Origin of the sequence: Streptomyces armeniacus, assembly GCF_003355155.1 — a bacterium.
GTDB lineage: Bacteria > Actinomycetota > Actinomycetes > Streptomycetales > Streptomycetaceae > Streptomyces > Streptomyces armeniacus.
This window is the reverse complement of the sequence record NZ_CP031320.1, coordinates 5,675,088-5,688,057: the sequence shown is the minus strand read 5'-3', so window position 1 is coordinate 5,688,057 and position 12,970 is coordinate 5,675,088. Positions and strand designations below refer to the sequence as shown.

General features: G+C 66.8%; 12 protein-coding genes and 1 pseudogene. 9 read left to right on the top strand and 4 right to left on the bottom strand.

Annotated elements, in window-relative coordinates; genetic code table 11:
* Positions 1 to 35 precede the first annotated feature (35 nt).
* The 9 genes and pseudogenes from eccB (at position 36) to DVA86_RS24705 (ending at position 8,475) form a co-directional block, all read left to right on the top strand.
* Complete coding sequence (eccB, locus tag DVA86_RS24740) at positions 36 to 1,553, top strand: type VII secretion protein EccB (RefSeq protein ID WP_208881556.1); 1,518 nt, start codon at positions 36 to 38, stop codon at positions 1,551 to 1,553.
* A gap of 24 nt (positions 1,554 to 1,577) precedes the next feature.
* Positions 1,578 to 2,900 carry a type VII secretion-associated serine protease mycosin gene (gene mycP, locus DVA86_RS24735; protein ID WP_208881554.1) on the top strand — a complete coding sequence of 441 codons (1,323 nt, stop codon included), beginning with the start codon at positions 1,578 to 1,580 and terminating at the stop codon, positions 2,898 to 2,900.
* Positions 2,901 to 3,200: 300 nt separating this feature from the next.
* Complete coding sequence (locus tag DVA86_RS24730; protein WP_208881553.1) at positions 3,201 to 3,659, top strand: hypothetical protein; 459 nt, start codon at positions 3,201 to 3,203, stop codon at positions 3,657 to 3,659.
* A 33-nt stretch (positions 3,660 to 3,692) separates the two neighbouring features.
* Positions 3,693 to 5,381 (top strand): hypothetical protein, encoded by a 1,689-nt coding sequence (locus tag DVA86_RS24725; protein ID WP_208881552.1) that lies wholly within the window; start codon positions 3,693 to 3,695, stop codon positions 5,379 to 5,381.
* Positions 5,382 to 5,566: 185 nt separating this feature from the next.
* On the top strand, positions 5,567 to 6,646 hold the full coding sequence (locus tag DVA86_RS24720) for a S8 family serine peptidase (RefSeq protein ID WP_245997083.1): 1,080 nt from the start codon (positions 5,567 to 5,569) through the stop codon (positions 6,644 to 6,646).
* Positions 6,647 to 6,723: 77 nt separating this feature from the next.
* Positions 6,724 to 7,074: a WXG100 family type VII secretion target gene (locus DVA86_RS24715; protein ID WP_208881549.1), complete on the top strand. Its 351-nt coding sequence runs from the start codon at positions 6,724 to 6,726 to the stop codon at positions 7,072 to 7,074.
* A gap of 17 nt (positions 7,075 to 7,091) precedes the next feature.
* Complete coding sequence (locus DVA86_RS24710; protein ID WP_208881547.1) at positions 7,092 to 7,379, top strand: WXG100 family type VII secretion target; 288 nt, start codon at positions 7,092 to 7,094, stop codon at positions 7,377 to 7,379.
* 22 nt (positions 7,380 to 7,401) lie between these two features.
* Positions 7,402 to 7,620, top strand: a pseudogene (locus DVA86_RS36320) (DUF2510 domain-containing protein); the annotation flags it as partial.
* Positions 7,621 to 7,656: 36 nt separating this feature from the next.
* The gene (locus tag DVA86_RS24705; protein WP_245997081.1) at positions 7,657 to 8,475 is read left to right on the top strand and encodes a hypothetical protein; all 819 of its coding nucleotides are present in this window, start codon (positions 7,657 to 7,659) and stop codon (positions 8,473 to 8,475) included.
* Positions 8,476 to 8,589: 114 nt separating this feature from the next.
* Here DVA86_RS24705 and DVA86_RS24700 read toward each other — a convergent pair whose 3' ends face one another.
* The 4 genes from DVA86_RS24700 to DVA86_RS24685 all read right to left on the bottom strand — a co-directional run bounded on the left by DVA86_RS24700 (position 8,590) and on the right by DVA86_RS24685 (position 12,942).
* Positions 8,590 to 8,787 carry a DUF397 domain-containing protein gene (locus DVA86_RS24700; RefSeq protein ID WP_425470999.1) on the bottom strand — a complete coding sequence of 66 codons (198 nt, stop codon included), beginning with the start codon at positions 8,785 to 8,787 and terminating at the stop codon, positions 8,590 to 8,592.
* Positions 8,788 to 8,958: 171 nt separating this feature from the next.
* Positions 8,959 to 9,834: an LLM class flavin-dependent oxidoreductase gene (locus DVA86_RS24695; protein ID WP_208881543.1), complete on the bottom strand. Its 876-nt coding sequence runs from the start codon at positions 9,832 to 9,834 to the stop codon at positions 8,959 to 8,961.
* Positions 9,835 to 9,921: 87 nt separating this feature from the next.
* Entirely contained in the window at positions 9,922 to 10,596 is a 675-nt protein-coding gene (locus DVA86_RS24690; protein ID WP_208881541.1) for a hypothetical protein, read from the bottom strand.
* A gap of 24 nt (positions 10,597 to 10,620) precedes the next feature.
* The gene (locus tag DVA86_RS24685; protein ID WP_208881539.1) at positions 10,621 to 12,942 is read right to left on the bottom strand and encodes a hypothetical protein; all 2,322 of its coding nucleotides are present in this window, start codon (positions 12,940 to 12,942) and stop codon (positions 10,621 to 10,623) included.
* Positions 12,943 to 12,970 lie beyond the last annotated feature (28 nt).

The window sequence follows — 12,970 nt, the reverse complement described above, 5'->3', positions numbered from 1 at the left end:
GGTCGGCGGGGACCAGTGGGGAGAGGCAGCAAGACATGGCATCACGGCGGGACGAGCTCAATGCCTACACCTTCGCGAAGAAGCGGTTGCTCGCGGCGTTCCTCCAGCCCACCCCCAGCGGTACGGAAGAGGGTGCGCCGCGCCCGCTGCGCGCGGTGGTCCCGGGACTGATCATCGGGGTGGTGATCATGGCGGGATTCGGCGCGTGGGGCATGTTCAAGCCCAAGGCGCCGGAGGGCTGGGACGAGCCGGGCCAGAAGGTCATCATCGGCAGCGACTCGACCACCCGCTACGTCGTCCTGGAGGACGACGACGGCAAGAAGCAGCTGCACCCCGTGCTGAACCTCGCCTCCGGCAAACTCCTCCTCGACCCGGACAAGTTCGAGATCGTCAAGGTCGACGAGAAGACCCTCGACAACGGCGACATACCGCACGGCGCCACCCTCGGCATCCCGTACGCGCCCGACCGGCTGCCCGACGCCGGCGAGGCCTCGGAGGAGAAGCGCTGGGCCGTGTGCACGCAGCCGGGCGGGCAGGGCGAGACCGTGCAGAAGGCCGCGTTCGTCCTCTCCGACGAGGAGAAGGACAAGGTCGAGGGCAGGAACCGGCTGCGCGGAGGCGACGTGATGTACGTCGAGGGGCCGGACGACGATCTGTACCTCGTCGACCGCAGTGGCACCGCGTACCCCATCGAACGCGACCCGAACCTGCTGCTCACCGTCGTGGGCGGGGAGACCAGGGACGAGCCGCAGAAGGTCACTTCGGACTGGCTGTCCACCCTCAGGAAGGGCCAGGAGATCGAGTTCCCCAGCGTCACGGGCATCGGCGATCCTGCCGGCGCGGGCGACGGCCTGGACGCGAACGTGAACAAGGTCGGCATGGTCCTCCGGGCGCAGACCGGCGACGGGCCGCAGCACTACGTCGTTCTGCGCGGCCAGGTCAGGCCGGTCACCGACTTCATGGCGAAGCTCCTGCTCAACAGCAAGGAGGCCATCCCGCTCGGGCAGCACGGCCGGCCCACCGACGTGAGCTCCGCCGCGATCTCGCCCGGCGACGAGGCGTACGGCGGCAACCTCGACTGGCCCGACGACGAGGCCGTCACCGTCAACAAGGCGGGCAGCGGCCGGGACACCCTCTGCAACGTGCTGCGCGGCGTGGACAAGAACGCCCGCCCCACGCTGAGCACCTGGGTGAGCGACGACTACCCCGCGGTCCTGCCCAACGGCGCCACCAGCGCGTACGTCTCGCCCGGCACCGGGCTGCTGTTCCGGCAGGTGAAGGGCGAGTCGACCAAGTCCGGCGGGATCTTCCTGGTGACCGACACGGGGCTGCGCTACGCGGTGCAGGGCAACAGCGACAGCGGCAAGGACAAGTCGGACATCGGCTCTGACAAGAAGCAGGAAGAGCAGGCGCAGGAAGAGGGCAACAAGGCGCAGATCCGGCTCGGTTACCAGGACGCGAAACCGGTCCTGGTGCCGTCGGAATGGTCCCAGTTCCTGCCCACGGGGCCGCGGTTGAGCACGGGCGCGGCCCAGCAGCCGCAGGGCTCCTGAGCCGGGGAAGGGGGAGGAGCGGCGATGAGGCAGCGGACCGGCGCGGCGCGTGGGGAGGGCTGCCGTGCGGGCGGCGGCCGTACGTGGGGAGGCCGTACGGCCCGTGCGGCCCGTGCGACCCGTACGGCGCTCGCGGTGGCGGCGGTGCTCGGGCTCACGGCGCTGACGGGGCTCGGGACGCTCGTGGGGGCCCCGCCCGCGGCGGCGGACAGCGGGCAGTGCACGTTCCCGGCGAAGCCGTACAAGGAACGGCCGTGGTCACTCAAACGAGTGCTCCTCGACCAGCTCTGGCAGGACACCCGGGGCAAGGGCGTCAAGGTCGCCGTCATCGACACCGGAGTGGACGTGAAGCACCCGCAGCTGAAGGGTGCAGTCGACACCAAGGCCGGTAAGAACTTCCTGCCGAAGAAGCCCAAGAAGGACGAGGACGGCGAGACGCAGAAGCGCGGCAAGGAGGACGGCACCACCGACGTGGTCGGGCACGGCACGAAGGTCGCCGGCATCATCGCCGCCCGGCCCGACTCGAGGACCGGCTTCGTCGGCCTCGCCCCGGAGTCGACCATCATCCCGATCCAGCAGAACGACGGCGAGGGCGGCGGCACCGCCGCCACCCTCGCCAGTTCCATCGACTACGCCGTCAAGGCGGGCGCGGACGTCATCAACATCTCGCAGGACACGGCGGAAGCCCTGAAACCGGAATCCGCACTCAAGGTCGCGGTGGACAAGGCACTCGCCCGGGAAATCGTCGTGGTCGCCTCGGCCGGCAACGACGGCCTCGACGGCGACGACAAGAAGACCTACCCGGCGTCGTACGAGGGCGTCCTCGCCGTCGCCTCCTCCGACCGCAACAACGAGCGGGCGCCGTTCTCCCAGTCCGGCGAGTTCGTCGGGATCGCCGCACCCGGCGTCGACATGGTCTCCACGGTCCCCGGCGACGGCCACTGCTCGGACAACGGCACCAGTTTCTCCGCCCCGTACGTCGCCGGCGTCGCCGCCCTGCTGCGCGCCGAACACCCGAAGTGGAAGGCACACCAGATCGTCGCCCAGCTCGAACAGACCGCTGAACGCTCGATCGCGGGCCACGACCGGCATGTGGGCTGGGGCGTCATCGACCCCGTACGCGCGCTGACGGAGGACGACGAACCGGTGGACCGGCCGGCGCCGAAGGAGGGCGTCAGCAAGGCAAAGCCCCCCACACCAGCAAAGCTCCAGCTAGGCGAGACGACCCAGGAGCGGAACGAGCGTCTGGGCACCTACGTACTCATCGGCGGCGTCGTGCTGGTCGGCGTGATCGGGGGCGGCTCGCTGGTCTACCGGGACTGGCGGCGGCGCACGGTGAGTGAGTAACTGTCACAGAACCCTTACGTTGACGGCCCGTTGGCAAGTCAAAGCCGGGCAAAACGGGCCGTGGGCGAGTCGGCAGGTTGCTCTGTGGTCAGGCTGTCGACAGGATGAATCCCGCCTGTTGCAGACCACGGGTTGACAGCGAGAGGGTGCGGGTATCCGGCGGGTGAACGTGCCGGGTGGCCCAAGTCACCTCCGCTGGTTTGCAGTTGGAACAGCAGAAGCGAGTGGCTAGAGTGTCTTGGGACATCTGAGCATCGCGATGATCGCCACGGGTGGAGGGGGAGCCTGATGAGGGCGCCAATGTACGGCGGGGTTCCGACCAAGGACCTGAAGGTCCAGGCTGGCGACCTCCAGACATTCAAAACGCGCGTCGACAACATCATCACGGAACTCGAGACTTCCGCTGCGGGCAAAGGCAAGATGTCCGAGCAGGTAATCCCCCGGACGTCGTTCGGCGCCGGCGGCCTGAATGAGGCCGACTCCCTCTCGACGCAGTACAACCGCGTGCACACCCTGCTCACCACGCTCTCGCAGACGCTCAGGGACCAGATCGAGGCGATGGGCATCGCGGTCCAGGGCGCGAAGAACGGCTTCGACAGCCTCGAGGACGATGTGAAGCGCCGCTTCTGGGAGATCCAGACGAGGGCACACGAGCGCTACGAGCAGCAGAAGCGCGATCAGGCCGCACTGCGCGGGGAGAAGGACGCGAAGCCCGCCGGCTCGGACGGCGAGACCGAGGGCTTCAGCGATGGCGAGTGACCGAGCGTTTTCCGTTGAGGGGAGGGACATCGAGTGACTGGCAAAAACGAAGAACCGCCTCCGGAGGATGTGCTCCCCGCGGTTCAGAACGCCATGACCGATGTTCGAAGAGTGATGGGGTCCGTTTTCGGGTTCGGCTTCGACAAGGCACCACCCGGCTTCAGTAAGACCTCGTTCGAAGGTTTCGATCTCAACGACCTGGTCGACATGGTCGACAATGCCAATCCGGGCGACCTGGAAGCCGTGGGTGACGCCCTCTTCACGGCTTCGGGAAAGATCGAAGAACTCGGCGTCGACCTCTTCAAACACATCGAGGGCGTCGACTGGGAAGGCGAAGCCGGGACGGCGTTCCGAGAGTGGGGCAAGGACCTCGCCAACAACACCAAGAAGCTGGGCACATACACCGGTTCGGCGAGCACGCAGATCAAGGCCGCGGGAATGGGCCTGGCCATGGTCAGGAACTCCATGCCCCCGAAGGACGACGGCACCGGCCCCACGGTGAAAGACATCAAGTCACCGGCTCAGGTGGAGACCAACCCGGAGTTCGTCAAGGCGCAGAAGGCTGACGCCAAGCGGGAGCAGAACCGCCAAGAAGCCATCATCCAGATGACCAAGCTCAGCTCGTACTACCAGGTGTCGCACGAGACGCTGGCGGCGGAGAGCCCGCCGGTGTTCAAGCCGATGCCGCCCGCCGTTGGTGTGCCGAAGCCGCCGCCGATAGCGGGAGACCCGATCGTGGGCGGCTACGGGTCAAGCCAGCCGTCCGTGGGACAGTCAGGCATCACTGCTACTGGGGCCGAGGGCTTCAGCGGTGTGTCAGACGCCAGTGGGCAGCCGGGCGCGCCTGTCCCGGCGGGTCAGCCCGGCACCGTGCCGTCGCAACCGGTTGGGGCTATGCCCGACCAGCAGGTCGGCACCGAGATCGACAGCGTGCAGTCGCCGCCTGCGCCCAACACCACGGAACCAACCTCGCGGCCGGTGACCCAGCCGGGTCCTGGTCCGGGCCCGGCGAATCCCACCCCGGTGGGGCCCGTGTCGAACATGCCGCCGGCGCGTCCGGTTGGGCCCAAGGGCCCCAGCATCACGGGCAACCCGCGCTCCACAGGACCGACCAAGACCGGCCCCACTGGCCCCGTGGGTCGTCCGACGGGACCGCCCGGTCCGGTCGGCCGCCCCACCACCACCGGCCCGACCACGGGCCCGGTCGGCCGCCCCACCACCACTGGCCCAACAGGTCCGGTGGGCCGCCCGGTCTCGCCGCAGCCGACGGGCCGCAGCGGAATCTACGGTGGCCAGCCCAACCCCCGTACGACCACGGGCGAGTCTCGCGTGCCCAGAGGGCTGGTCGTGGGTAACGATCAGCCGGGACGTACGCCGATGGGTCGCGGCCCGATGGGCATGGGTATGGGCAACATGGGCCCCACGGGCGGAGGTGCGGGCAACTCTTCCGCCCGCAGGCTCGCATCCACACCGGGCGGCATCGTCGGCACCCCGCGGGCGGCTGCGGGCGGTCAAACGGGCAGGGCATTCACCCCTGGCGGTACGGGCCTGGTCCGCGGTGGCGGAGCAGGCAGCAACGCCATAGGGATGGCGCCGCGCGGCCAGACCCCGAACGGCCGCGACCGGGAACGCAACGACTCTCAGCGGCCGGACTACTTGGTCGAAGACGAAGAGACATGGACCACCGGGCGGCGCGACAGCGCCCCGCCCGTTGTCGAATAGCCCCCGACGAGAGAGCAGTGATGACGGCAGGACTCAGGCGAGGCAGGGAGACATCGTCGCGGCGGCGCAGGTGCCGAAGTCTCCTTCCCTCGCTGGCAATCACCGGTGCGCTCACAGTCAGCCTCGCGGGCCTGGCTCCTGCCGCCGCTGCCGACACCGGGCCGGAACAGTGGTACCTGGAAGCCATGCAGGCCGAGGAGATGTGGAAGGTCAGCACGGGAAAGGGTATGAAGGTGGCCGTGGTTGACACAGGAGTCAATGATTCGACTCCCTCCCTCCGGGGCCAGGTTCTCCCTGGTAAAGACACTTCCAATGAGCCCGGTGACGAGAACGTCGACCCTGACAGCCACGGTACGACCATGGCTGAGCTGATCGCGGGAACTGGTGACGGTGCCGGGATCAAAGGGCTGGCGCCTGACGCCAAGATCATCTCTATCCGAGCGGCTCTCAAGAAGAAGGGCCAGACGGTTGACTGGTCAAAGAGCGGAAATATCGATGAATCCATCCGAGCCGCTGCGGACAGCGAGGCTCAGATCATCAACCTCTCCTTTGCGAGTGAGTACTACACTCCACACCTCCAAGATGCGGTGAAGTATGCAGTCGGCAAGGGCAAGCTGGTATTCGCCGGTGTTGGTAACGATGGCGACGGCAAGAACAAAAGCCTGTACCCGGCGTCGCTGGAAGAAGCTGTTGCCGTAGCCGCAGTTGACGAGTCCGCCAAGGCTACCGAGTTCTCTCAGCATGGGGGTTACGTCGATTTGGCTGCCCCAGGGAAGAATCTACCTGGCTGGTGCCCGGGGCAGTTCGACCGCTACTGCACCGGGGGGTACGGGACAAGCCAGGCCACCGCGCTCGCCTCCGCCTCCGCGGCTCTCATCTGGTCCAAGCACAAGGACTGGACCGCCAACCAGGTTCTGCGCGTCATGATGGAGACCGCCGGCAAGCCCAAGGATGGCAAGGTCCCCAGCACACGCGTCGGTTACGGCGTCGTGCGCCCCAACGACGTTCTCCTGAAGGGCAAGGGCGACCCGGGGGACCCGGGCAAGCACCCGCTCGACATCCCGGAACCAGGCGAGTCCCCATCCACGTCTCCCTCAACCGGGAGCGGAAACAACGATGACAAGGGTGCGGCCGACAAGGTAAACGTGGCTGACTCGACAGAGTCGGACGACGACAGCAAGCTGGGGCTGATCCTCGGAACGGGGGCTGCAGTGGCTGTCCTTGCAGTTGGTGCTTTCGCCTTCGTGCGTATGCGCCGGAGATAGTCGGCGGCTGGTGTCGCACACGTGCACTTCGACGCCAGGTCAGCAGGCAAGAGCAAACAGACTGAAGGAGGAACAAAGTGGCCAATCTGCAGTTTGACGATCAGCAACTTCAGGCGCTCATCACCGACGTGCAGAAGATGCAGCAGACCCTGAAGAGCAAGATCAGTAACCTGAACGCGGTAGTGGACGCGATCGAGGCTGCTTGGCAGGGCGAGGCGCACAAGTCGTTCGACCAGACGCAGCGCAAGGCGAACGAGTACGCCCGGAGTCTGGACGCAAAGCTCCAGATGATGGAGGAGGCGCTCCAGGCGGCCAAGGGCGGATTCACGCGCGAGGAAGTCGATCAGATGGAGAACTTCAAGAAGATCGAGAACCAGAGCCCGATCAGTGACTTCAGCGGCGTGAACACCACCCCGACCGCTCGCTAGTACGGCAGGAGACTTAGATGACCATCAAGATCACCTACGGGACGGTCACCGCTGCTGCGGACGACATCAACAGCGCCGCGACGACGATCGAGGGTGAACTCGAGGCTCTCAACGCCCGTGTGGCGAAGGTAGTCGGCACCTGGGACGGTGACGCCAAGGCTGCCTACAACGCCAAGCACGCGGGCTGGGACACCAACGTCAAGGGGCTCACGAGCACTCTTCGCGCCCTCTCGCAGGCCGTGCACGGCGCAGCCGGAGGCTACCAGCGCACGGACAAGAAGGCGGCGCAGCAGTTCGACTTCTGAACGTCGCTGCTCACAACCTCATATGGGCAACGCCTCTGGGCGGACACGTGCGCAATTCACGTGTCCGCCCAGAGGCGCGCTAATACCTCTCCGAAATCGCTCGACGACGTACGGTAGTGTGCATGTCATGAGTATGTCGACGCCCCCTGGGTGGTACCGCGATTCGGAGCACCCGGCGTATGGCGGCGGGTCCGCTCGAGAACGCTGGTGGGACGGCGCCAATTGGACGGCCCACACTCGGCCCGTTACGCCTGAAATGGGCGCCCAGCCGCCTCAGATGCCGCCCCCGATTCCCGTCCAGACGCCACCCTCGGCACCCGGCCCGTCTGTTCCCGCTGCCGCGGGAAGCGGCGACCGCTCTTCACGTGGCCGGGTCATCGGCATTGTGGCGGGCAGCGTGATTGCCGGTGCCGGTCTCGCCGTGGGCGCGATGCTGCTGTTCGGCGGCGGCGACGACGACAACAGCTCGGACGATAACGCGAAGCCCGCTCCTTCGAAGAAGTCGAGCGCGCCGGCGAGTGGCGGACCGCGTCCCGGTCTGGAGACACCGGGTTCGGAGCCGGCAGAGCAGGAGGTGAATCCCACCTCGGGTATCAAACTGCCGATCCTTGATGGTTGGGAGCAATCAACACCGAACGCCGCTGGCGGAGACACGATCGAGACCGGGCTGCATCCCTGCGAGGACGACAAGGAAGCCACGTGTACGAGGGGTCAAGTGTCGGTCCATCGCAGCTCAGAGGACCGCGGCACGAAGATGACACTGAAGGAAATTGCCGAGAGAGATGTAAAGAAGCAGCTCAAGAACAGCTTTGGCGTCGAAGGCAACACGCATGAAGTTGCCAAGTCCGAGCAGGTAGTGGTCACCACAGAGTCCGGATACCGGGTGCGCTGGAAGATATCCGACAAGTCAGGGCCGATGGCCTACCTTGAATCGGTTGTCTTTCCGTCGCCACACGATGACGGCTCCATTTTGATCTTTCACATTTTTGCCCAGATCCATCCGAAGGCGCCGTCCATCGAGTTCTCTGAACAGCTGCTGATCAAGACTCAGAAGATTCCTCGAACCGATCGCGGAGGAGAGGGAGACACCATCTAGGCTTGGTCTGGGCTGTGTTCTCCGGGCCCCGGGGTTCTCTGCGCTATGGAACGGCGCCGCCAGCGGCGGCACCTTCTCCGCCGCTGACGGTCTGTTCAGTTGCCACACGAATACTCAGGGCTCGAGGTCGAACTCCCCGTCCCGCGCCCCCAGTACGAACGCCCGCCACTCCGCCTCCGTGTAGCGCAGCACCGTGTCCGGGTCCTTGGAGTTGCGCATCGCGACGGCGCCGCCCGGGAGGTGGGCGATCTCGACCCGCTCGTCCTGCGGGCCGTCCGGGGCGCTCTCCCAGACCGCGTCCGAGATGTCCATCGCGTACAGCTCCGCCTTCTCCTGCTCACTTGCCACGAGCGGACGTTCCCTTCGTTGAGTACGGCGGTGAAGTCACCGTGCCGACAAGGCCTTTCCGCCCACATTACTTCGGGCGTCACCGCGCCGGAGGCCCGTCGTCCGCCCCGTACGGGGGAATACCGAGGGGGTCCGCTACGGGACCAGCGGGCGGACCTGGTCCGCCGTGAAGCGGACGAAGCCTTCCGGGTCCGGTTCGTCCGCCGTGGGCTGCAGGATGACCGTGTCCGCGCCCGCGTCCGCCATGCGCTGGACAGCCTCCGCGACCGTGGCCGCGTCGCCGGCGACGCCGAGGTCGGGTACGGAGGCGTCGCCCGAGTCCTCCAGTTCGGACTGGAGGCGGGCGGCGGCGTCGGGGCCGGTGGCGGTGAGGAGGTAGACGATCACCTCGTGGTCGTCGGGCGTACGACCCGCTGCCTTGCGTCCCTCGTCCGCGAGCCGGCGGGCCTGGCGTACGCCGTCCGGCGGGACGCCCGCGTCGAGGATCGTGCCGTCCGCCGCCTCGCCGGTCAGCCGCAGCGAACGGGGCCCGCGCGCGCCCGCGAGCACGGGCGGTGCCGTCGCCGGGGGCCAGTCCAGGACGACGCCGTCGAGCTTCACGTACCGGCCGTCCACGGTGACCCGTTCGCCCCGCAGCAGCGCGCGCATGGCGTCCAGGTGCTCGCGCAGGAGCGTCATCGGGGACTCGACGCGGGCACCGACCTGGCCCATCCAGCTCTGGATGCCGTGACCGAAGCCGAGGAGTACGCGTTCCGGGAACAGCCGGTTGAGCGTCGCGGCCTCCATGGTGGCGAGCGCGATGTTCCGCAACGGCACGGGGAGCAGGCCGACGCCGACACGCAGCCGCTCCGTCCAGGCCAGGGCCGCGGCGGCGCTGGCGATGCCGCTCTCGAAGAAGCAGTCCTCCCAGAGCCACAGTTGCTCGAGCCCCGCGTCGTCCGCGGTCCGGGCGATGTCGCGTAGCCGTTCGGGGGGCAGTTGGGGCCGGAACACAGCGCCGAGAGCAGTCATGCGATCCTTCCTACCCGGCTGCTCAGGGGCGCACAACAGCTATTACGGCGGAGCCACGCGCCGGCTTCAGCGTGCCCCGCCGCAGGCTCAGCGTGCGACCTTGCCAGTGCTCTCGTCCGGCTTCGGAGACGCCGCGACCGTCTCCGGATCGGGGTAGTCGGGTTGCTCGCGGCAGTCCATGGCGGAGGTGACCTTCTTGGCGGTGGCGATGAGGAGTTTCGCGTGAGAATGAGCGCTCACCGCGAACTCGTCGCGCAGCGCGAATTCGAGGGCGTAGTTGTCTCCGCGCCGCTTGCCTTCCAGTTCGCAGCGCACCTCGAGCATCGCCGCGTTGCCTCCGATGGGCTCGCCCACCATGGTGCGGACGGACTTGCCATGGGGCACCCGGTGGCCCACCCAGGCGACGTCGAGGGACAACAGCTCATTGCCCTTTCCGTCGAGCAGGACGCAGAGGTCGTGGCCGGTTCCCCACGTGGTCTCCTTTGTCAGCGCCGCGGCGGCCGCGGAGGGGGCCTCGGCCTTGCCCTGGCGGACCCGCTCAGGGCCGGGGGGCTTTGTCGCCTCTGCCACGGTCTCCTTGTCGAAGACGCCGCCGCACGTCTGCTCCATGCGGACCATTTCGGCCTTGCTGTTCTTCCCTGACTCGTCGGACGCCTCGGCGTCGTCCTTCTTCTCCCCGTCGCCGCCGCAGCCTGCCAGCGTGAGTGCCGATACGAGTGCGCAGACTGTGAGGAAGAGACGGCGGGACCTGCGTGTCACCATGGGGGGCCTTTCGCACGTGCCGGTTCAGTTGCCGCTGCCGGTGAGCCGGCTGTCGTTCGCGCCTCGGTTGTAGCCGTTGCGGATCTCCTCGTTGGTTTCGCTGTACCAGTCGGTGTCGTTGGCCTCCGGATGTGCCGCCAGATATGCCTCAAGGGGGATCACCGAGCGGCGTTGACTCTTCTCCACGAAATCCTTCTGCATGTCGTGCGCGTCGCTGTCGACCTTGGTGTCGAATGCCTTCTGCTGGCGCTCTATCTCCCGGTCGATCATGATGCCCGATTCCGTCTCCAGCGCTCCCGTTCCGGCGTCGATGACCGGGGCGATGAACGGTGCCGCGCGGGCGGCCTCGAACGGGGCCTGGATGAGCGATGCCCCCGTGTTGACGGCGGTGCTCTTGGTGTACTTCTGCCACTCGCCGGACTCGCTGAGTTTCCGCGCCTTCTCTTCCTTGCTGTCGTCGGCGTCCGACATGATGGCGTCCGAGCGGGCCTCGTCGAGGATGCCGTGAGTTTCCGCGCCGGTACCGAACACCGTCGTGAGCACCCTGTCCGGTTCCGGGTGTGCCTTGATGGCGCTCGTGGTGAACTCCTGCTGTGCGGCGGAGAGTATGCCGTAGCTGCCCTCGTCGCGACCGACCGCGGACAGGAAGTTCTTGGCCGTCTCGTTGCCGACCTTGATGTCCGAGTCGCCGAGCGATCCGAAGGCGGCGTTACGCGTGTCCTCGCCGCCGAGGCTCGCATCTCCGTGGTTGGCCGTCGCCCAGTTCAGGTTGTCGATGTAGCCCGCGCCCATTCTCGCCATGCTGTCGCTGATGCCCGGTTTGGCGTCCACCAGGCCCGAGTTGTCGGCGACCATCGACACCGCCTGCGTCATGACGTTGGCGCTCTCCGGGCTCTTGTGCAGGCCCAGTTCCGGCTGGTCGTACGGGTGGCCCAGGGTGGCGGCCTCCAGGGCGTGGCCCAGTTCCCCGTAGCCGTACGCCTTCTTGTCGCCGGCGATGGAGTCGTTCACCCATTCCCGGTCCTTGAGCAGATACTGCAGGTCCGGGTCGGGCTTCACGTCGTGGGAGTTCTCGAATCCCTTCTGGTAGAAGAGATCCTGCGCAGCCTCGGGATTGCGGCCCAGCGCCTCCATGTAGCCGGCCATGGGGTCCAGCCCGTTGTCGCCGCCCGGGCCGAGGTTGAGCATCGCCTGGTAGCGGTCGTCGTCGCCGCCTCGCCAGAAGTCGTCCAGAGAGCCGTTCTTCGACGCCTTCTTGTCGAATTCGATGAGGCCCGGCACGTGGTTCTTGCCCTCCCCGTACCCCTTGCCGTACTGGGTGAGGAAGTCCTTGTCGTACTCGCCGTACCGCATCAGGCTGCTCATGATCTGGAAGCCGTACGGTCCCTTGGCGGGCCGGCCGCCCACGTCGAAGTTCGTGTCCTCGAAGCGCTGGGTGCCGAGCTTGATGGCGTCGTGCTTCCACTTCTCCATCGCGGCGCTGTCCGAGTGCGAGGCGGTGGCCAGGGTCAGGCTCAGGTTCTTCTGGAGGTCCGCCGTCGTCTTCGTCTTGGCGTCGCCGGTCTGCCGCTCGTCGGCGACGCGCTGCCAGAACGCCAGGGTGTTCTTCGCGCCCATGTCGGTGGCGAACTTCTCGGCGAAGAACGGGTCGCCGGAATGCTTGGCGAGGAGCGTGTTCGTGCGTTTGAGTTCCTCGGGCGTCAGCTCGCGGTAGTCGATGGACGCCAGCTTCGTGAGCTCCTGCGCGTCCTTCACGGCCAGTTCGCGTCCGGCCTTCGCGGCGTTCATGCTGTTGAGGCCCTCGTCGGTGAATCCCTTGCTGCGTCCGTTGGGATCGAGTCGGAGGGCCCAGTCGAGGAGTTCGTCGGCCTTCGTCGCCTGGTCCAGGACCTCGGTGATGTACCGGTTGTAGTCCATGGTGACCTGGCTGTAGTTCTTGGCCTGCATGCCCTGTGCCTGTGGGCTCAGCTCGTCCAGGTTGGTGGGTTTGTAGCTGACTCTCCCGGTGCCGTCGATGTCGAGATTCTTGTCGGCGTCGACGCTCTTCTTGTAGCCCTTGAGCTTGTCCTGCAGGCCCTTGAACTTCTTGTGCGCGCTCTGCAGCAGATTGTGTACGTCGTCGGCTTCCCCCGTCGCCTCGTCGAACTGGGTCGACACCTTGCGGATCTTCTCCCGCGCGGCGTCCGCGGTTTCGCCTTCCCAGTCCGAGTTGATCAGCGGCGCTTCCACCTGGTTGTAGAAGTTGACGCCTATCTGGCGGAACTGGCCGGGGAGGTTGCCCCATTTGGTGACGGCTTCGGAGAGGGGTTCGAGATCGACGTCGAGGAGTTGCTGATAAGAGACCACGTCTGCTTCCTGGGTGTCCGGAGGATGA